The organism is Mesorhizobium sp. B2-1-1 (genome assembly GCF_006442975.2).
Classification (GTDB): Bacteria; Pseudomonadota; Alphaproteobacteria; order Rhizobiales; family Rhizobiaceae; genus Mesorhizobium.
In genome coordinates, this window is the sequence record NZ_CP083955.1 from 195851 (window position 1) to 216213 (window position 20363).

Annotated in this window: 19 protein-coding genes; 16 read left to right on the forward strand and 3 right to left on the reverse strand. The window is 60.1% G+C overall.

The features are described 5' to 3' along the window. Window positions 1-11: 11 nt before the first annotated feature. The 3 genes from FJ972_RS28740 to FJ972_RS28750 all read left to right on the forward strand — a co-directional run bounded on the left by FJ972_RS28740 (window position 12) and on the right by FJ972_RS28750 (window position 1615). Entirely contained in the window at window positions 12-551 is a 540-nt protein-coding gene (locus FJ972_RS28740) for a DUF2249 domain-containing protein (protein ID WP_140522874.1), read from the forward strand. Next, window positions 548-874, forward strand: coding sequence for a metal-sulfur cluster assembly factor (locus tag FJ972_RS28745; RefSeq protein ID WP_140522872.1), 327 nt, complete (start codon window positions 548-550; stop codon window positions 872-874). The genes FJ972_RS28740 and FJ972_RS28745 overlap by 4 nt, the downstream gene beginning before the upstream one ends. 525 nt (window positions 875-1399) lie before the next feature. After that, entirely contained in the window at window positions 1400-1615 is a 216-nt protein-coding gene (locus tag FJ972_RS28750; protein WP_140522870.1) for a DUF1858 domain-containing protein, read from the forward strand. Here the strand turns inward: FJ972_RS28750 and FJ972_RS28755 are convergent. Further along, window positions 1612-2316 (reverse strand): Crp/Fnr family transcriptional regulator, encoded by a 705-nt coding sequence (locus FJ972_RS28755; protein WP_140522868.1) that lies wholly within the window; start codon window positions 2314-2316, stop codon window positions 1612-1614. The two genes, FJ972_RS28750 and FJ972_RS28755, sit on opposite strands and share 4 nt — an antisense overlap. Before the next feature lie 218 nt (window positions 2317-2534). Here FJ972_RS28755 and FJ972_RS28760 point away from each other — a divergent pair, with 218 nt between their 5' ends. Together FJ972_RS28760 and FJ972_RS28765 are read left to right on the forward strand one after the other, a co-directional pair. After that, complete coding sequence (locus FJ972_RS28760) at window positions 2535-2981, forward strand: pseudoazurin (RefSeq protein WP_140522866.1); 447 nt, start codon at window positions 2535-2537, stop codon at window positions 2979-2981. Window positions 2982-3065: 84 nt separating this feature from the next. Further along, a complete protein-coding gene (locus tag FJ972_RS28765) occupies window positions 3066-4271 on the forward strand; it encodes an NnrS family protein (RefSeq protein WP_140523397.1) in 1206 nt (401 codons plus the stop codon). A 143-nt stretch (window positions 4272-4414) separates the two neighbouring features. Here the strand turns inward: FJ972_RS28765 and FJ972_RS28770 are convergent, their stop codons facing one another. Then, entirely contained in the window at window positions 4415-5308 is an 894-nt protein-coding gene (locus tag FJ972_RS28770) for a ferritin-like domain-containing protein (protein WP_140522864.1), read from the reverse strand. A gap of 159 nt (window positions 5309-5467) precedes the next feature. Here FJ972_RS28770 and FJ972_RS28775 point away from each other — a divergent pair, with 159 nt between their 5' ends. From FJ972_RS28775 to FJ972_RS28825, 11 genes are all read left to right on the forward strand, one after another. Next, window positions 5468-7768 carry a NosR/NirI family protein gene (locus FJ972_RS28775; protein WP_140523394.1) on the forward strand — a complete coding sequence of 767 codons (2301 nt, stop codon included), beginning with the start codon at window positions 5468-5470 and terminating at the stop codon, window positions 7766-7768. Between the two features lie 24 nt (window positions 7769-7792). Further along, window positions 7793-9718 (forward strand): TAT-dependent nitrous-oxide reductase, encoded by a 1926-nt coding sequence (gene nosZ / locus FJ972_RS28780; RefSeq protein WP_140522862.1) that lies wholly within the window; start codon window positions 7793-7795, stop codon window positions 9716-9718. 37 nt (window positions 9719-9755) lie between these two features. After that, entirely contained in the window at window positions 9756-11105 is a 1350-nt protein-coding gene (locus tag FJ972_RS28785) for a nitrous oxide reductase family maturation protein NosD (protein WP_140522860.1), read from the forward strand. Next, on the forward strand, window positions 11102-12019 hold the full coding sequence (locus FJ972_RS28790; RefSeq protein WP_140522858.1) for an ABC transporter ATP-binding protein: 918 nt from the start codon (window positions 11102-11104) through the stop codon (window positions 12017-12019). Before FJ972_RS28785 ends, FJ972_RS28790 begins: the two co-directional genes overlap by 4 nt. Continuing rightward, window positions 12016-12846 (forward strand): ABC transporter permease, encoded by an 831-nt coding sequence (locus FJ972_RS28795; RefSeq protein ID WP_140522856.1) that lies wholly within the window; start codon window positions 12016-12018, stop codon window positions 12844-12846. The genes FJ972_RS28790 and FJ972_RS28795 overlap by 4 nt, the downstream gene beginning before the upstream one ends. A 2-nt stretch (window positions 12847-12848) precedes the next feature. Beyond that, on the forward strand, window positions 12849-13403 hold the full coding sequence (locus FJ972_RS28800; RefSeq protein ID WP_140522854.1) for a nitrous oxide reductase accessory protein NosL: 555 nt from the start codon (window positions 12849-12851) through the stop codon (window positions 13401-13403). A gap of 133 nt (window positions 13404-13536) precedes the next feature. After that, window positions 13537-14409 carry an FAD:protein FMN transferase gene (locus FJ972_RS28805; RefSeq protein ID WP_224656233.1) on the forward strand — a complete coding sequence of 291 codons (873 nt, stop codon included), beginning with the start codon at window positions 13537-13539 and terminating at the stop codon, window positions 14407-14409. 465 nt (window positions 14410-14874) lie between these two features. Continuing rightward, the gene (locus tag FJ972_RS28810) at window positions 14875-15153 is read left to right on the forward strand and encodes a DUF2249 domain-containing protein (protein WP_140522850.1); all 279 of its coding nucleotides are present in this window, start codon (window positions 14875-14877) and stop codon (window positions 15151-15153) included. Between the two features lie 117 nt (window positions 15154-15270). Then, on the forward strand, window positions 15271-15741 hold the full coding sequence (locus tag FJ972_RS28815; RefSeq protein ID WP_140522848.1) for a (2Fe-2S)-binding protein: 471 nt from the start codon (window positions 15271-15273) through the stop codon (window positions 15739-15741). Beyond that, on the forward strand, window positions 15738-18851 hold the full coding sequence (locus FJ972_RS28820) for a molybdopterin cofactor-binding domain-containing protein (protein ID WP_140522846.1): 3114 nt from the start codon (window positions 15738-15740) through the stop codon (window positions 18849-18851). Before FJ972_RS28815 ends, FJ972_RS28820 begins: the two co-directional genes overlap by 4 nt. Before the next feature lie 186 nt (window positions 18852-19037). Beyond that, entirely contained in the window at window positions 19038-19397 is a 360-nt protein-coding gene (locus FJ972_RS28825) for a hypothetical protein (RefSeq protein WP_140522844.1), read from the forward strand. Between the two features lie 234 nt (window positions 19398-19631). Here the strand turns inward: FJ972_RS28825 and ric are convergent, their stop codons facing one another. Then, complete coding sequence (ric, locus tag FJ972_RS28830; RefSeq protein ID WP_140523391.1) at window positions 19632-20327, reverse strand: iron-sulfur cluster repair di-iron protein; 696 nt, start codon at window positions 20325-20327, stop codon at window positions 19632-19634. Window positions 20328-20363 lie beyond the last annotated feature (36 nt).

Genomic DNA, 20363 nt, shown 5'->3' on the forward strand with positions numbered 1-20363 from the left:
AGGAAACCCGAATGAGTGCCCCGCATTACGACCTCGACGTTCGGCCGATCCTTCGCGAAGGTGGCGAGCCCTTCAGTGCCATCATGGAAGCGGTGGCCGCACTCGGCCCGGGTCAAAGCCTGCGCTTGCTTGTGTCCTTTAAGCCCATTCCCTTGTTTCAGGTGCTTGGCGCGCGAGGCTTCGAGCCCTCGGCCAAAGAAATTGGCAATGGTGACTGGGAAGTTGTCTTCACGCCGGTTGGGGCAGCACAGCAGGTAGGGGAACCGTCGGAACGATCAGCAAGCACCGACGACATGCCACGCGACTGGCCAGAACCAATCATGGAGCTCGACAATCGCGATCTCGAGCCGCCGGAACCGATGGTCAGAACGCTGCAAGCGGTCAAGACCTTGGCACTTGGTCAGACGATGGCAGTGCTGCTGCCGCGCGAACCAGTTTTTTTATTCGATGAGTTGCAGGTACGTGGGCATCGCTGGCGCGGCACCTTCGAGCCGCAAGGGCACTATCGCATAGTCATCCGCTCTGGTGGGTCAGGAGGGCGAGTATCATGAACGGAGCGGAAGGCCAGGCACTAGCGGTTGGCATACGTGAATCCCTGCGCATGGTCATTGATCCGGAGCTTGGAGAAAATGTCGTCGATCTCGGATTGATCTACCAAGTTTCGGTGGAACAGGATGGGATAGCGCATATCGAAATGACGACCACGGCCCGTGCTTGTCCCGCGACGGGATACCTCAAGGATGCAGTCCGCTCGGCCGCCTGGATAGTACCTGGGATCCATTGGGTAGACATCCGGCTCACATATGATCCACCATGGGCACCTGATATGATGAATACAGACGCCAAGTGCCGTCTTGGCCTGACCGCAACGTGACCCATTGCATGACAGCATGGCTGCAAGGCAACGCCTCGTCATAGACGGTGCGCCGCTCTGGAAACGTCGTTGATTTACGACGGTCAAATGCGCTCCACGGCGTTGTGAAGACATCGGTCCTGATCGTCTTCATGGTTGAAAGGTGTGCGCGATTTCTGACCCGGACCCTTGCTACGGAGTTCCCGCAACCAGCGGCGCATATGCTTGCCTTGCAAGGCCGGGCCTTGCAGTGGCGCGTTTCACTTGTGGGCTTACGCTGTTCGGCCACGGCGAAGCGCGCTCGCTTTCCCGACCGTCGGAATGTTTATGACACGGGCGCTTAGCATCGGCTCAGAGTTTCCTGTTGGGGTGGCATGCCTACTCCTATGGACCAAGCAGCCTGCGCCCGCCCTCGGTGTCCAAAACGCATCTCAGCGTTGCTTGGGAAGGGGGCACACGCGGGAGGGCGCTTCCTCTTTGTCTCAGCGCAACGATCATCTGGAACAGCGGTTGCAAGATATTGCTTCCTAAACCTGGACGACGCGCATGAAGACCCGACTTCGCGACGATGCAACGATGGACGAAATAATGCTCAGGTGGCCGGCAACCATCGGAGTGGTTCTCCAGTATCGCCTGCTTTGCGTCGGCTGCCCGGTTGCCTCGTTCCACACCATTTCCGAAGCGGCGCGTGAGCACGGGATAGGCGAGGAATCACTGCGTGTCGATCTGAACGCCGCGATCGAGCGAACCGGAGCGGACTAGTTGTTCCCAGTCCGTCCTTCGGCCAGCAAAAGCAGGCGGTGAGGTTCCACCACGGTCACCTTTTCGCGGCCACTTTTAACGAGCCCCTTTTCCTCCCAAGATGAGAGCAGCCGACTCACCGTGTGCAGCGTCGTTCCTGTCATCTCGGCGATGTCCTGCCGTGATATCGGGAAATCAATCATGATTCCCTCATCGGTTTGCCGACCGGTCTGCTTGATTAACTTGAGCAGCGCATGGGCGACGCGCTGATCCACCTGTTCGGTGGACATCTCGATCACGCGCGTGTGAGCGTCCTGCAGCCTGCTGCCAACGGTTTTATAGGTATTGGCGCCAAAACTTGGGAAGGAATCCGCGAACTTGAGCCAAAGATGACCTGGCCATGCAAGAGCCACGCAATCGACGGCAGCAATTGCGCTGGCCGGATAGGTGCTGCGACCCAACGCGTGGGCAATCCCCATCAGTTCACCAGGACTAATGTAGCGCACGGTCACTTCTTGGCCGTCTGGCGTTGTCTTAACGACACGCACATGTCCGTCGAGCAACAAGAAGAAGGAGTGGGCTTCCTGCTCTTGCTCGAAGATAGGTTGATCCTTGACAACCCGCAACGATCGCGCTTGGCCGATCATGTAATCAAGATCCGTCGGGGTCATGCCCTGGAAGGCCGATAGCCCGGAGATCAACGACCGATCCAGACGGCTCAAGGGCAATTCCTCTTCCAAGATCTTGCAATGGGCATCAGCAAATCCGTGTCTCTGTCGAGCACACAATGTCATGGGTTCCCGACGGACGGCAAGGGGCACCAAGCCCGGCCTTTTCCTTCGACCTTGTTTGCGTTGCATCAAAGTTCGCATGCTGAAGTCAGTCTAAAAGCTCCCCAACGGCGAACCCGTCAAATATGAAATCACAGAAAGGTAAAATCATGAGATACGCAGTCACCATCGCCACCGCGCTCGCCGCCGCATCGCTAATGAGCGGAGCTGCTCAAGCCGCCGATCACCAGATCCAGATGCTCAACAAAGGTGAGAAAGGCGTAATGGTCTTTCAACCGGACTTTGTCCAGGCAGCGCCTGGTGACACCATCACGTTCGTGCCAACCGACAAGGGCCACGATGCCGAAACGATCAACGGCATGATCCCCGACGGCGCGAAGACTTTCAAGGGCAAGCCGGGCGAACAAATCACCGTTACACTCGACAAGGAAGGTATCTATGGCGTGAAGTGCGCGCCTCATTATGGGATGGGCATGGTGGCGTTGATCGTGGTCGGCAAGCCGGTCAATCTGGCGCAGGCAGCGGCGGTTAAGCAGTCCGGGAAGGCGAAGAAAGTGTTCGAGACGCTGTTGGGTGCAATTCCAGCAGGCAACTGAAGGTGGGGCAATTCTTGTTCAGAGACCTAAAGGACCTGCGGGCGGACGTTAGTCCGCCTATGGTTCCCTTTTGAAATGCATCCGATGGCAATCCCACGCACACGACCCGGCACTTATCCGGCGGTTCTCTCCTACGGTTTCCGGCCGTTCTTCCTGCTCGGCTCGCTGTATGCCGGAGGGGCGATCCTGCTCTGGCTGCCGTTGTTTTACGGTCGTATCGAAACCTCAAGCGCCTTCTTGCCGGTAGACTGGCATGTCCACGAGATGCTGTTTGGCTATCTCGCGGCGATCGTCACGGGTTTCTTGCTGACCGCGATCCCGAATTGGACCGGACGACTGCCGGTGCAAGGCCTGCCTTTGCTGGCACTCGTCCTGTTGTGGCTTGCGGGGCGGTTCGCCGTGTTCTTTTCGGCGCAGACCGGCTGGCTCGTTGGAGCCGCAATCGACTGCGCCTTCCTTGTGGCTGTCGCGGTCGCCGCCGCGACTGAAATCATCGCGGGTCGGAACTGGCGGAACCTCAAGGTGCTGTTGCCGGTCGCCGTACTTTTGGTGGCCAATGTGATGTTTCATGTCGAAGCGCACAACCATGCAGTCTCGGACATCAGCCGCCGGCTCGGACTCGGGGCTGCCGTCGTTCTGATCATGATCATAGGCGGACGTATCGTTCCCAGTTTCACCCGCAATTGGTTGGTACGCGAAAATCAGGGACGCCTGCCGGCCCCGTTCAGCCAATTCGACATCGCAGCGATCGCACTGTCGGCGACCGCGTTGGCGGCCTGGGCATTCTTTCCCGAAAGCAGCGCGACAGGCGCGATGCTGATCGTCGGGGCGGCCTTCAACGCTATCCGGCTTGTGCGCTGGGCGGGTGATCGCACGTTTCGTGATCCGCTGGTGCTGATCCTGCACGTCGCGTTTGCCTTCGTGCCGATCGGTCTCCTGCTCGCCGGACTTGCCGTCGTCGTGCCGGAGACAGTCCCTTCGGCGGCGGGCATTCACGCGTTCAGCGTAGGAGCGGTGGCATGCATGACGCTCGCCGTCATGACCCGAGCCACGCTTGGGCATACAGGGCGCGAATTGCGGGCGACCATTGGCACACGCGTGGTCTTTGTCGCGATCGTGCTTGCGGCCGTCCTGCGCATCGGCGCCGCGTTCCTACCTGCGCAAGCAATGCTTCTCCACATGTCGGCGACGTTGTGGGTGGCGGCCTTCCTCGGATATGTGGCCCTGTTTGGCGGCATGCTCGTTCGGCCCAAATTACGTGCGCGGCAGCCGAACAAGGCGCCTTCTTGACGCGCGAGACCTGGACCGCGCCGTATCGAAGCAAACGGAATGCCGTCGACATCGCTTGGTATGACGAATCCGGAATTTGTATCACGTTGGAGCAGCGCAATTGGCGAATTTCGGTGTTGAACCCACACTGATCGCGCCAACAATCATAGCGGCTGTTCGTCGAGATATCTCAAAGTAGCCAAGCGCTTAATGGCAGTCGTTGCCAGCATTTGAGCTCGGTCGCGGTCGGCCTGGAGGGGAAGGGTTTCCCCCGCGTTGAGGTAGGATTCGGCCAGCAGCTCGCAGAGAGCATCCAAGGATTCCGGCGATCGGTCGCTGATAGACGTGTTCGTTCCAAACGGACTGGCCGTGAGTTGTTGCGCAAGTTTTCGTGCCTCTGCCGCCAGACCGCTAAGCACGGTCTCGTCATGTTCCCCGCGAAGCGCCGCAAATGCTTTCAGTCGGATCGCGACCTGTTCTTCCATGGTTGCAAGGTCGCCAGCGCTGGCAAATGTCGCGTCGGCCTCACGACGCGAAGAGAATGCAAGCCGGCGTTCGACCCGCAGAACACGGGCATGTTCCAACTCCTCTCTGGCCATCTGCTCGGCAGCGGAGCGGATCTCCGTTGAAGGTGCGTTCGAAGCTACGTAGGACCAAAAGGCAAAAGCGCGCTCTTCGTTTCTCACTGCCATCGCAAACGAATGGTAGGGGTCCACAAGTTCCGGCGAGACCACGGCCGTGTTCTCGTCATCGAAAACACCTTTCGGCGTCCATCGGAGCTGCCTCAGATCCGGATCATTGCCACTGGATTGCCGGGACCAGCGAGTGACGTTTTCGATATGGCCCGTTTCCTCCTTGACCAGGCGCTCGAAGACCTCGGCCAGTCTCGCCTGACCCTTATCGCGCATTCGTTGTGCCAGTTCTGAGTACCTTTGAGCAGATTCCTTCTCCATCGCGAAAGCGATTGCCAGAAGTTCGGCCATCGACCTGACCGGCGCCGCCGGCTCTGCTCCCAAACGAGACATGACTTTTTCCTCCGATGCCAGTTTTTCCGACACTAAGCCAACTGCCTGGGAGTTGTTTGCGCTGCGTCAAAGAACTCCCGTCCAAAACCGCCGACACACGCGCCAGAGGCTGCTGGCGGACGAAACCAGCCGGCTCCCAGCTTGAGAACGTGATGAAGGAAGCCAATGCCGGGGAGCATTTCCACACGATATATGTTGGCCGCTTGTTTCCGACTCTGGAGGAACTGGCGCCGCCTTGCTGCGTGGGCAATTACAACCCTTGCAATCCTAACTGTCTTGTCCGCTCCCACCCATGCGGCTGGGAGCCTTAAGGATTACCTGGCAAACACCAAGCCCGGGGAGCTTATCCAGGGAGGCGACCGATACGGGGAGATGGAGGGGGTCCCGGCGCTGGCGCCAGTCTATTCGGGAAACCGAAAGATCGGATATGCCTACCTCAACACCGACTTTTCCAGCGCCGTTGGATATTCGGGAAAACCGATCAGAATTCTTGTTGGCATTGATCCCGCGGGCATTATCCGCGGAATCAAGCTGGTCGAGCACAAGGAACCGATCGTCCTCATAGGCATACCGCAGGCAAAGGTCGTTGCGGCGCTCAACTTATTGATCGGCAAGGACCTTAGTCGCGTCGCTGCTGGGGCAGAACAACTTCCGCAGGTCGACATCGTCAGCGGTGCCACCGTGACAGTTCTGGTGATGAGCGACAGCGTCGTCCGCTCCGCCGTCAAACTGATCCGGAGCAACCGTCTTGGTGCAACGGGTTCGTCCACCTCACCAGTCGCCCCAGGGCTGATTAAGAAACCGGACCTATCCAAGTCTGAAATCCGCGATTGGGCTTCGCTCCTGGGCGATGGCTCAATTCGCAGCCTCCGCCTCAGCGTCGGCGAGGTCTCCGACGCTTTCGCGCAAGCCGGCCATCCAGAAGCTTCCGTCAAGCCCGAGACAGCCAATCCAGGCGATCGCTTCATCGACTTGTATGTGGCTGCGGTCAGTGTGCCGACGATCGGTCGCAGCCTTCTGGGAGATGCCGCCTACGAGCGGCTGCAAAGGAAGCTCAAGCCCGGGCAGCAGGCAATCGTTGTTGCCGGGGAGGGCGCTTATTCCTTCAAGGGCTCTGGCTATGTCCGGGGCGGGATCTTTGATCGGATCGAACTGCTGCAAGACGGCCAAGGTGTCCGGTTCCGCGATCGAAACCACACCAGACTCGGCGACCTGGCGGCCAAAGGCGCGCCGAGCCTGCGCGAAATAGCATTGTTTTCCGTACCGGAGGAATTTTCGCTCGATCTGACGCGGCCTTGGGAACTGCAACTGCTAGCCCAGCGTAGCTTTGGTGCGCGCGACAAGGCGGTGCTTCCGTTCAATGTCGGCTATACTCTTCCCGACCGTTACCTGACGATCGAAGAGCCTCCGGTGCAGGAGGCCGTCAAATCGGTTTCGGAAGCGGCCGCGCCGGCACCTGCGTCGGCTGAAGAGCCAGGCGCGACTTTCCCCGAACAAGAACCGCTCTGGATGAAAATTTGGAGGATGGACACCGTTTCGCTCGCCATCACCGTGGCCGCCCTCCTTGTCCTTACCGCCATCTTCTTCTTCCAGAACTGGCTGGTTCGGCGGCCACGCCTGTTCGGTTGGGTGCGACGAGGCTATCTCCTTTTCACACTGGTCTGGCTTGGATGGTACGCCAATGCCCAGCTCTCCGTGGTCAATGTGCTGACGTTTTTCAACTCGTTGATCAGCGGCTTCAGCTGGGAATTCTTTCTGTCGGCACCCCTCATCTTCATCCTTTGGGGTGCGGTTGCGGCCGGGCTGCTCTTCTGGGGCCGTGGGCCGTTTTGCGGCTGGCTTTGTCCGTTCGGTGCGCTCCAGGAGCTAAGCAATAATCTGGCGCAGTGGCTGAAAGTGCCCCAGATCACGCTGCCCTTCGGCCTGCACGAGCGGCTGTGGCCAATCAAGTACATCATCTTCCTCGGCCTCTTCGGCCTTTCGCTCTATTCGGTGGGAATGGCAGAGACTTACGCCGAGGTCGAGCCGTTCAAAACCGCGATCATCCTGAAGTTCGCCCGCGAATGGCCGTTCGTGATCTTCGCGCTGGCGCTTCTGGTTGCCGGCCTGTTCATCGAACGCTTCTACTGCCGCTATCTCTGTCCGCTCGGCGCCGCACTCGCCATACCAGGGCGCATCCGCATGTTCGAGTGGCTGAAGCGCTATCCCGAGTGCGGCTCGCCCTGCCAGCGTTGCGCCAAGGAATGCCCCGTGCAGGCGATCCATCCAGAGGGCCAGATCAACGTCAATGAATGCATCTACTGCATGCATTGCCAAGAACTCTACCACGACGACCATCGCTGCCCGCACATGATCCAGGTGCGCCTGAAGCGCGAGAAATTCGAGGCGCTCTCGTCACCGTCGAGCCGGGGCAAGGGGCCGGCCAAGCCGGTGATCGCCTTCAAAGGCAAGCCAATCGAGCAAAGCAGCCCTGTTCTCAGTTCAACGACCTAAGACTCAACCAGAAGGAGACGGAATATGTCGGAAGAAGACCGCAAGAGAACCCTGAGCAGGCGCCAGCTGTTGGGTACGTCGGCAATCGTGGCGGCCGCCGGCGCATCGGGCATTGGCGGCACGCTGACATTGGGCGGAAGCATGGTGTCGCCGGCTGCGGCACAGAGCGCTGCGTCTGGAGGGCAAAAGTTCGAGGTCATGCCAGGCGAGCTCGATGAATATTATGTGTTCTTTTCGAGCGGCCAAAGCGGCGAAGTCCGCATTGTCGGTGCGCCTTCGATGCGCGAACTGATGCGGATCCCCGTCTTCAACCGCTGCAGCGCGACCGGATGGGGCCTGACCAACGAAAGCCGCAAGGTGCTGACCGAAGGGCTGCTGCCGCAAACCAAGGAATTCCTGAAGGACAAGGGCGGCATCTACCTCAACGGCGATCTTCATCACCCGCACCTCTCGTTTACGGATGGCACCTATGACGGCCGCTACCTGTTCGCGAATGACAAGGCCAATACCCGCGTGGCCCGTATCCGCCTCGACGTGATGAAATGCGACAAGATCATCCAGCTGCCGAACCAGCACACCGTGCACGGGCTGCGCGTCCAGAAATATCCGAAGACAGGCTACGTTTTCTGCAATGGCGAGGACCGGGTGCCGATCCCGAACGACGGTAAAGTCCTCGACGACAAGACGAAGTACCACGCCATCTTCACCGCCGTTGACGGGGAGACAATGAAGGTCGCATGGCAGGTGATGGTCGACGGCAATCTCGACAACGTCGATGCCGACTACCAGGGCAAATATTGTTATGCCACCTGCTACAATTCCGAAGAAGGTGTCAATTTGGCCGAGACGATGGCGAAAGAGCAGGATTGGGTCGTCATCTTCAATCTCAAGCGCATCGAGCAAGCCGTCGCCAAGGGTGATTTCAAGGAAATCGGCGGCGTGCCGGTCATCGACGGACGCCACGGTTCGCCCTACACGCGCTACGTTCCCGTTCCGAACAGCCCGCATGGCATCAATACCGCGCCAGACGGAATCCATGTGGTGGCCAACGGCAAGCTGTCGCCCACCTGCACGGTTTTCGATGTGCGCAAGTTCGACGATCTCTTCGACGACAAGATCCAGCCCCGCGATGCCGTCGTGGCCGAACCCCAGCTCGGTCTTGGGCCGTTGCACACGGCTTTCGATGGCCGGGGCAATGCCTACACCACCTTGTTCATCGACAGCCAGATCTGCAAATGGAATATCGACGATGCCAAGCGCTCCTTCGCCGGCGAGAAGGTCGATCCGATCCGCCAAAAGCTCGACGTCCATTATCAGCCCGGCCACAACCATTCCTCGATGGGGCAGACGAAGGAGGCGGACGGCAAATGGCTCATCTCCCTCAACAAGTTCTCCAAGGACCGGTTCCTCAACGTCGGCCCGCTCAAGCCTGAGAACGACCAGCTCATCGATATCTCGGGGGATACCATGGCGCTCGTCCATGACGGGCCGAGCTTTGCCGAACCACATGACGCAACGCTGGTTCACCGGTCGAAAATAAACCCCGTCAGCGCATGGGATCGGGCGGACCCGTTCTTCGCTGACGCGGTAAAACAGGCAGTTGCTGACGGCATTGACCTGCTGGCGGATAGCGAAGTCATCCGCGACGGAAACAAGGTTCGCGTCTACATGACGTCGGCTGCACCGGCGTTCGGACTGGAGAGCTTCTCCGTCAAGCAAGGCGACGAGGTCACGGTCTACGTCACCAATATCGATGAGGTGGAAGACCTCACCCATGGCTTCGCAATCGTCAACTACGGGATCAACATGGAAGTAGCGTCCCAGGCAACTGCTTCGGTGACGTTCACGGCCGACCGCGCAGGCGTCTACTGGTATTACTGCTCCTGGTTCTGTCATGCCATGCACATGGAGATGCAGGGCCGCATGTTCGTCGAGCCGCAGGCGGCGTGACAGCATGGCTCGATTGGCCACCCTCGGAACTTTGGGAATGGCGGCGTTTCTCGTCGCCATTCCTGGTAACGATGCCGGGGCGGCGGAAATCGCCGTGCCGGCCGATGAGACGCCCCTTCAAACGACCGTCGATGCCGCCGCCCCCGGCGACGTGCTGTTGCTCGCAGTCGGCAGACATCGCGGTCCTGTATCCATCAACAAACGGGTGACCCTGCAAGGCCAGGCGGGCGCAATCGTCGAGGGTGATGGCCAGGGCAACGTGATCACCGTCGAGGCCGCGAATGCTGCGGTGCGCGATTTGGAGATTGTTGGTTCTGGGTCCGACTTGGATGCGATGGACGCCGGCGTGTTCGTGAAAGAGACGGCCAAGGGCGTGATGGTCGAGGGAAACACGATCCTCGGCAACCTCTACGGAATATATCTCCATGGCGCTGCGGGCGCCGTCGCTAGGGGTAACCGCATAGAGGGCATGCGCACAGGGCGGACGAACCAGGCTGGAAATGGCGTCTCCGTCTGGAACGCGCCAGGCGCCAAGGTCGTCGGCAACCAGATCAGCTTTGGACGCGATGGCATTTTTGCGACTGCCAGCAAACACAATGAATTCAGCGCGAACACCTTCCACGATGTGCGGTTCGCCATCCATTACATGTACACAAACGACAGCGTGATCAGTGACAACGTTTCAGTCGGCAATGTTGTTGGCTACGCCATCATGTATTCCAGTAGGCTGCGGGTCACGGGCAATTTGTCCGACGGCGACCGCGACAACGGGCTGCTGCTCAATTATGCCAATGGCTCAGAAATAAGCGGCAACGTGGTTCGCGGCCGAAGGCAGCCGATCGGAAGATGGGCGAGCAACGGACAGCGTTTCGCCGACACGGACGGACTTCCTGTGGCCGACGCGGACAGGGTGGTGACTCCGACAGGGGCCATTACCCGCCTAGGCCCCGAGAAGTGCGTGTTCATCTACAATGCAAACAAGAACCGCTTTCGCGGCAATCGATTCGAGGGTTGCGAGATCGGCGTGCATTTTACGGCCGGTTCGGAAGGCAACGAGATGGCCGGTAACGCCTTCATCCGCAATCGAAACCAGGTGAAATATGTCGGTACGCGCTACCTTGAGTGGTCGAGCGGCGGCCGAGGTAACTACTGGAGCGACAACCCGGCTTTTGACCTGAACGGCGACGGTATCGGCGACAACTCCTACCGACCAAACGATATGATCGACAAAGTGCTCTGGACAGCGCCGGCGGCGAAGGTTCTCGTCAACAGCCCCGCGGTGCAGGTGATCCGCTGGGCGCAGACCCGATTTCCCGCAGTCTTCCCCGGCGGCGTCGTCGACAGCCATCCTCTGATGAAGCCGGCTGACACGAAGGAGAGCCCATGAGCGTCAACATTCAATTGAACTCCGTTGCCAGGCACTTTGGCAGGGTCAGGGCCGTCGATGACGTTTCATTCGCACTGAGTGATGCTGAGACCGTCGCCCTCGTTGGACATAACGGTGCGGGCAAGACAACCCTGATCAAGCTCATGCTTGGGCTGAGCCGGCCCACATCAGGTTCCGTGACCGTGCTGGGGCAGGATACGTCAGCCGGAAATTCCGCCGTTCGCAGACATCTTGGCTATCTGCCGGAGAACGTTTCGTTCAATCCGGTTCTGACTGGCCGCGAAATGCTTCGATTCTACGTTGGATTGAAGGGCGAGAGCCCGCGCTCCGTGAACGAGCTGATGGATCGGATCGGTCTTGCGCATGCTGCGGACCGACGCATTGGAACTTACTCGAAGGGCATGCGGCAGCGGCTGGGATTGGCGCAAGCGCTGATCGGAACGCCGCGGGTTCTTCTGCTGGACGAGCCGACCACCGGCCTCGATCCAGAACTGCGCCAGCAATTCTATCGGATCGTGCGTGAAATGCGGGATGCGGGGACAACGATCCTTCTGTCGTCGCACGCCCTCAACGAGCTCGAAGGAAACGCCACGCGCGTCATTATAATGAACGAAGGCAAGAAGATCGCGGACGGGTCGCTCGATGAATTGCGGCGGATCTCTCGCCTGCCGACGGTCATTCGGATGAGGGCTACCGACGGCGGCGTCCAGCGCATCAGGGACTGGATGGGAAATGGGCCGGATCTCCGGCAGGTGAACGGCCATACCATCGAATTGGACGCGTCCCCCGATAGCAAGATCGCGTTCCTGCGCCGGACAGGCGGCGCCGAAGTGCCATTCGACGACATCGAGATGGTGCCGCCCGGCCTCGATGAACTTTATGCCCATTTCCTCGGCGGGAGACCATCAGCATGAGTACGATCGCGCTTCTGGCCGTCAAGGAAATCCGCGAAGGGCTGCGAAACCGCTGGGTGGTGGCAGCGACAGCACTGTTGGCGGCGCTCGCGCTAACCCTGACGTTTCTCGGCAGTGCGCCAACTGGCAATGTCGGGGCCGGCGCTCTTGACGTTGTCGTGGTGAGCCTGGCCAGCCTCACCATATTCATCGTTCCGCTCATCGCCTTACTGATCTCCCATGATGCGATTGTCGGCGAGATCGAGCGCGGCACGATGACGTTGTTGCTGAGCTATCCCGTGCGGCGTTGGCAAGTGCTTCTCGGCAAGTTCCTTGGCCATCTTGCGATCCTGGCATTTGCGACCCTCATTGGGTATGGCGTTGCCGCGATTGCGCTGGCGGCGACCGGAAAGTCGATTGGCGGCGCCAGTTGGTTCGCCTTCGGAACAATGACGGCCTCATCGGTGCTGCTCGGAGCCGTGTTTGTGGCGATCGGCTATCTTGTGAGCGCGCTCTCACGCGACCACGGAACCGCGAGTGGGATCGCGATCGGTATCTGGCTCCTGTTTGTGCTGATCTACGACATGGGGTTGCTGGGATTGCTGGTAGCCGATCAAGGGCGATTCGTGACCGCCGGCATGCTAAATGCCCTGCTTCTTCTTAATCCGACCGATGCGTACAGGCTGCTGAATCTCATGGGCACTGCCGAGATCAGTTCGGCATCCGGCATGGCTGGAACCGTCCAGAGTGTCGGGCTCGGTTCCTTGTCGCTCGTGGCGACACTAGCAGCGTGGACGGTGGCGCCGATGGCCGCCGCCGCTTTCATATTTTCGACGAGGGAGTTGTGAGGATGCGCTTGGGACTGGGACTCCTCGCCGGAAGCCTCATAGCCATAGCCGGCTGTCAGCGCGGCCCGGACAAGATGCCGGCGCCGTTCGCCATGACCGAAGATGCGATGGGTCGCTATTGCGGTATGAACATCCTCGAACATCCGGGCCCGAAAGGGCAGGTTATCCTTGCCAAGTATGACGAGCCCATCTGGTTCTCCTCGGCCCGCGACACGATCGCCTTTACCATGCTGCCAGAGGAACCCAAGGACATACGGGCGGTCTACGTGTCCGACATGGCGAAAGCACCCAACTGGGATAATCCAGGTATCAACAACTGGGTGAATGCCAAGGACGCCTTTTTCGTCATCGGGAGCGACAAAAAGGGCGGCATGGGAGCTGCGGAAGCGGTGCCTTTCTCCTCCAGCGAATCCGCCCGGGCCTTTGCCAGCGAGCATGGTGGCCAGGTCCTGAACTTCACCGACCTGCCGCGCGATTACGTTCTGGGGCAGGAGTCTGAGACGGTTTCCGATCGGGGCTCGGACCCGCAATCGCTTGATCCCGACAACGTCAATTGAGGGCGCCATGATCTCCCATATGTCTCGCCGTCGATTCATTGGCATAACTGCTGCGGCTGCTGGAATGGCCTTGCTTCCGCTCGGTCGCAAAGCTCTGGCGACACCGTCGGCCGTCTCGTGGCGCGGAGAAGCTATGGGCGCCCAGGCAACGCTGCTGATCAACCATCCCGACCGAGCCTTGGCCTTGAGGCTCGTTGACCAAGTTGCCGCCGAAGTCCGCCGCTTGGAAAGGATTTTCAGCCTCTATCGTGAGGATTCGGACCTTTCGAGATTGAATCGCCAAGGATTCCTGGTCTCGCCGGCAACGGATCTCGTCGAAATCCTTCGCCGTTGCAACGACGTCTGGCGTCTTACCGGGCGCGCCTTCGATCCTACGGTGCAGCCATTGTGGCTGGCCTATCAACGCCACTTTTCCGATCCCGGAGCCACTGCGGCCGGGCCGTCGCGGCGGGTCATGCAAGAGGCCCTTGATCGGGTCGGCTTCGACAGATTGGCCTACTCGGAAGATCGCATAGAATTGCCGATGGCCGGGTCGGCGCTCACGCTCAACGGCATCGCGCAGGGTTACGCAACGGATAAGGTTGTCGATCTGCTGCGTGCCGGCGGCGTTGAGCACGCGCTCGTCAACATGGGCGAGGGCCGTGCGATCGGATCGGCGCCGGAGGACCGTCCTTGGCGCATTGGCATAACTGATCCCTTCAATTCCGATTCGATTCTGAAAGTCTTGCCGCTGACGGACAGCGCCGTCGCCACCTCGAGCCCGGCCGGCTTTCAGTTCGATGAAGACGGCCGGTTCACCCATATTATTGATCCGCGAACCGGATCCACTCCCCAACGCTATGCGAGCCTGAGCGTCGTCGCGCCGACTGCCACGATTGCGGATGCACTGTCGACCGCCTTCAGCTTGATGGACGTGGAGACAATTGCCGGTGCGGTCCGACGCCTCGATGGCGTAGACGCGTATGTTCTGTCGCAAGACACTCTATGGACGCACGTCAAGTCTTAAATCGGGGAGTGGGGATGGGCGGCAAAGGTACAAGTCCAATTGCCCGCATTGTCAGGCGGCTCTGCCAGGATCGGGTGCCAAGTGAGTCTTCTCCCGCAAGACTGCGAGATAATCGAGAAAAAGCGATACTGGCTCACCTTTAGAAATCGCCAGTCAGTCGGCACAGGTACCTGGCCTCCCACTGCCGGCGAGAACGCGGAGCCGTTGGGTCACTGGTACAACCGCGAAGGACGGGCATCTATTTTCTCAGGACGGACGGAGCGTCAGTCATGCTAGCCGTTCGCCCGTACGGCTCTTTGCGGAATGCCGACAAGCGGCAATTTCCCAATTCCTCCAGGATTCTCGGAATTGTTTGCGTTTCGACAAATAGGCTGACTGACCACGGGGTAGATTTTCGCGCCGGGATCGACCATCGCCGCCGTCTCCTGGCTCCAACGTTTCTGGCGGCCGGGAATTCCAATCGACATGGCAGACCCAGAACTTGCATCGACACTTTTGATCGACGTGCGGACCATCGCCCCGATAGATCGTCACCCGCGAATCTTCGGGGTAGCGGCCGCGTTGGTCGAGGGTTCTTCTTTCATCATCGTCAACGACCACGACCCACGACCTCTGCACTATCAGATCGAGGCCAGATATCCCGGTGTATTCGCTTGGGAATACCTTGAGCGAGGGCCGGAGGTCTGGCGCGTCGAAATCAGCAGACCGCAATCGTCTGGCTGCGACTGTTGCTGCGGCAGCTGATGACCAGCCCAACGTCCGGCAGCACTTTGCAAGGTTTCTTTTTCGTCGCCACCGACTGGTCTGGCCGCCGCCTAGGTCAAACATTCGAAACATCTAAGGCGAGGAAGGTTCCTCGCCATGAGAATGTCGCTGAAGGTTAACGGTCAGGCGATCGAGACTGAGATCTTGCCAATCTCGCGATTGAGCAGCTTTCTTCGCGACGTCCTTGGCCTGACGGGTGTCAAGGAAGGCTGTTGCGAAGGCGAGTGTGGCGCATGCACGGTGCTGCTGGATAGCCAGCCGGTTGATTCCTGCCTGATGCTGGCCTTTCAAGTCGCGGGGCGCGAGATCACCACCATCGAGGGACTCTGTGGGAGCGGCATCAACGATCTGCAGCAGGCCTTCTTGAAGATGGGTGCCGTGCAATGCGGCTACTGCACGCCGGGAATGCTGCTGGCAGCCCAGGGACTCTTACATGCCAATCCCAGCCCAGGTGAAGCCGAAATCCGCCATGCACTAGCAGGCAATATCTGCCGCTGCACCGGCTTCGAGACCATCGTGCAGGCGGTCGCTACCGCAGCCGCCGCTCGCCAGGGGGCAGGGCGATGAATGCGCTCACGGTCTCAGCGCCCGTCGACATGGCCGAGTTGCGGGCGACGCTCGCCGCGGAAGCGGGGCCGGTGCATTTCGTCGCCGGAGGGACGGACATGCTGATCGCGGGCCGTCCGCTCCCCGAAATCGGACTGCTGGTTGATCTCGCCCGTGTGGCGGGCATGGCCTTCATTTCCACGGATGGCTCGGATGTTCGCATCGGAGGTGCCACCACTGTCGCGGTGCTTGCCGCGGATTGCAGGCTGCGAGTACGAATTCCGGCCCTTTGCGAGGCTGCCGCACAGTGCGAGTCTGTCCAGATCCGCAACCGGGCCACCATCGGTGGCAACATCGCCAATGCCGCCCCAGCCGCCGACTTGATGCCCGTGTTGGTCGCCGCGGGAACAAGACTGGTGCTGCTCAAGCACGACGGGACACAACACGAGGCCGCGCTCTGCGAACACCTTCCAAGCTCCGGTCATCTGATTACGGAAGTGATCTTGCCAGCAAGCGGCCTTCTGCCGCGAAGCGCCTTCGTCAAGCTCGGATCTCGGCAGGACATGACCATCTCGCGCCTCAATCTCGCACTGCTGGCTGAGTTTCAGAGCAACCATTTCGGTGTCGTGCGGATCGCAGCCGGAGCGCTTGGTCCCGTTTCTAGCAGACTGCTCCAGGCAGAGGGGGCGCTCGCGGGCCGTAAGCTCGGTGCCGCCACGTTGCGCGACTTCATTGCGGCGTTAGTCGACGATGTCGATACGGCCATTCCCGGCCGGAATTCGCAGATATACAAGCGCCGCGCGATCGCCGGACTCGGCCTCGACCTGATCGCGCAGGCCCTGGGGCTCAGCCCACGTGGATCGGCTCTTCGAGGAAGCAGCGGGATGAACCAGATCTCCCATCGGGTGCCGCTCGTTGACGGTGTGGCAAAGGTCACGGGCGCATTGCGCTTCGCGGCCGATTTGCATGTCGAAGGATTGCTGCACTGCGCGCTCGTTTTCAGCCCGCATCCACATGCCCGCGTCGCCTGTGTCGATGCTGCATCCGCGTTGGCGGTTGAGGGCGTACACGCTGTCTTCTGGCATGAAAACACGCCCCCACGATACTACAACAGCTCGATCTGGTTCGCCGGACAGGAGGCGCTGGCAGACGAGCGAATGTTCCCGGCGGTGGTGCGCCATATTGGCGACCGGGTTGCGGCTGTGGTGGCGGACACGGAGGAGATCGCGCGGCACGCCGCACGGTTGGTGGCGGTCGAAGATGTAGATCTCCCCGCTATATTTGATCCTGAAGCTGCGCTCGGTCACGCCGGGCCAGCGATGCGGGACGATGGCATCCCGGCTTTCATGAACCCCGTGGCCGACGAGAGCTTTACGCATGGCGATCTTGATGCCGGATTTGCGGCGGCTGACCTGGTGGTGGAAACACATGTCACGACTCCGCGCAGCCATCACTGTGCCCTTGAACCTCACGCCTGTATTGCCAAGCCTGAATCCGACGGTCGAATCTTGATCCTTTCGCCGTGTCAGAGCGTTTTTGGAGTGCAGGCTGTCGTCGTCCAGGCATTGGGAGTGCCACCAGATCAGATACGCGTAGTGAAGACTCCCATAGGCGACTCCTTCGGCGGCAAGGCCGAGCCGATTCTCGATCCGTTGTGTGCATTCTTTGCGCTGGTACTAGGGCGGCCTGTCATGATCCGCTACGACCAGCATGAAACCTTCACCGCGACCCGCACGCGGTCGAGCGTTGTCGGCCGGATGCGGATCGCGCTTAGCTCCGACGGCCGAATCCTGGCGCGCGACACCGAGACGCTGGTGGACATCGGCGCTTATTGCACCGGCGGCAACTATCTGCCCAGTTCGATGCTTCAAAGACTGGTTCGGCTTTATGACGTTCCCGCCGAGCGCTACACGGGCCGCGCAGTCTACATCAACACCGCCCCGGCAGGCGCTTTTCGCGGTTACGGATCCCCCCAGATCCACACAATAGCCGAGATCACGCTTGATATATCCGCGCGGCGGCTGGGGGTGGATCCGGTGGCGATGCGGCTGAGGAATCTGGTTGAGCCTAACGCGATTGAACCTTGGCAAGGGCTCAACGTTGGCAACGCTCGGGGGAGAGAATGTCTGCTACGCGGGGCCGATGCATTCGGCTGGCAGGCGCGTAGGCAGACGGATGCCGGACGAGGCCGGTGGCGGCGAGGAGTGGGGGTAGCCTCGGCCACTCACATCAACGGCTGCTATCCCGGTTTCCACGAGGAAACGACGGCGAGGTTGAGCCTCCTGCCCGACGGGCGAGCGGAACTCGTCTGCGCGCTCCACGACCTCGGCTGTGGGGCCGACACGACGCTTGCGCAGATCACGGGCGAGACGTTGGGTCTTAGGGCGTGCGACATTGCCATCGTTCCCGCCGACACCGATAGCTGTCCATATGATCTCGGCACACGGGCCAGTCGCATGACCTATATCTGCGGCGAAGCAATCCGACTTGCAGGCGTGGCACTCTCGGAAGTGATCCGGGCTGCGGCGGTCCTGGAATTGAATACAGAAGTTGATGAATTGAGGCTGGAGGCGGGCGCAGTGCGCCGCCCGGACGGCTCGGGCCTGGCGCTTTCAGAACTCGCTGCCCGCTTGACGGTCCGCGGGGCGGAACTGCCCACGGCGACCGAGACCTATCGCGCCCAGGCCAATTCAGGCTCATACGCAGCGCATTTTGCTGAGGTGGAGGTCGACGGACTCGCCGGTCGCGTACGCGTGACAGATTATCTAGCCGCCCATGACGTCGGCCGAGCGATCAACCCCATGCTGGTGGAAGGCCAACTCCATGGGGGAATCCAGATCGGTATCGGATATGCCCTTTACGAGGATGTTGCGATCGACCCTGTCACTGGTCGAATGCGTGGCGACAGCTTCAGCCGCTATACATTGGCCAATGCCTCCGAGATGCCGCCGATGCGTGTCCTGCTCACCGAAGAGGGTGAGCCGACCGGCCCCTTCGGCGCCAAAGCCGTCGGAGAGATCGCGACAATCCCGGTCGCGGCGGCCGTGGTCAACGCCGTCAATGATGCCCTGGGCACTGAACTGACAGATTTGCCGCCAATACCCGTGCGAGTCCTCGCTGGATTGAGTTGAGGGACAATGGTCATGGAGGTGCATCTAAGCCACTGTGGTATTGCACTCGGTCCGAAGCCTAGGGTGCGCCTGCGCTTTCTGGCCGTGCATCCCTTCCATGCCTGTTCACTGCCGATGCCGCCGAACGATATCAAATGCGCGGCAAGCGCCCACACCGGATATCTCGTAGGATAGCTGGGGTAGGGCATGTCAATCGATCACGCTGTTGTGTGGCTGGAATTCCGAACAGCAAAAGTGTTCCTTTTTGAAGACGCTGCAACGCCGTCAGTCGCTGGAGAACCTGAATTCATCGGTGACATGCGGCTGACGCATGATGGTCAGAAAGGCCAACGTCGAGACGATGATTTCTTCGGGGAGGTTCTTGGCTTTCTGGAAGCTCGGAAGAAATGGATTATAATCGGAAATAGATCGAGCTGTGTCGGCTTGCTCGAGCGCATATGCCGTCAGAAGGCCGAGGGTCGTGTCGTTGGCGTGGAATTTGTCGATGCGGTCACCGCTGAGGAAGTGTTATCGCGAGCCCGTAGCTATTTTAGCGACCGCCACTAGGCATTTCCGCCACGCCATTGGCCGTCGTGAGATCAGGCCAAACTAGGATAGGGCAGGGCGAAGACCTGGCCGATGCCAACGACATCAGGGACAGGTTGGACGAACTGGAAAGGCGCGTTGGTCCACAGCGAGTTGGTGCTGACGACAACACGGTGGCTACCTCAGTACCAAGACCATCAGCCGAGGATTCGCTATGCGATCCGCGTAGCTGCAGTCGTCGTCGACGTTAGGCGGCTAGACGCGGCCTTCCGTTGCCGCGAACCGCGGGAACAGGATGTTGTTCTCCAAGTGGATGTGTTCCATCAGGTCTTCGGCAAACTGAGCCGTGCCGACGTAGAGCGCCTGCCAGGAGCGGCAGGCTCCGTCGGGCGTGACGAAGTCGCCGGTGAGGCTTTCGAGGAGCCGAAGCAAGGTGCCTTGGTCGTCGTGCTCGTGCCGCAGTTCCGAAATCGGGATATCGAACTTGCCTTTGCCCCACTGCCGCATTGCTGGAAACAGAATGGCCTCTTCCTTGGCCATGTGTTGCTCCAGTTCGCTCTGCAACTGCCGTAACGCATCCGAAAGGCCGGCCGGCACCTTCGGATGTTCGCGATGCACCGCCTCAACCTTACGCGACAGTGCAATGAGCTCGGGCAGAGCGCGCCGGTGCGCTTCGTGGTAGCAGGCTTCGATGTGGTTGATCAGTTCATCGCTGTCCATCGCAGCCGGCGCCGCTGTACCCGCAGTGTCGGTACCAAGTGCCTCCAACGCGCGCTCAAGGTCGTCGGGATCGACTCCGCGCCGGTGCGCGGCGCCATCGAGGGTGAGATCGCCATTGCAGCAGAAGTCGATCTTGAATTTGCGGAAAACGGCGGTGGCGCCAGGCAGCGTTGCGGCTATGTCGCCGACCGTGCGTTCCCATAGTTCTGGAACTGGGAATTGGGTGTTCATGACGAAGCTCCATGCATTTTCGACACAACGGCTTTG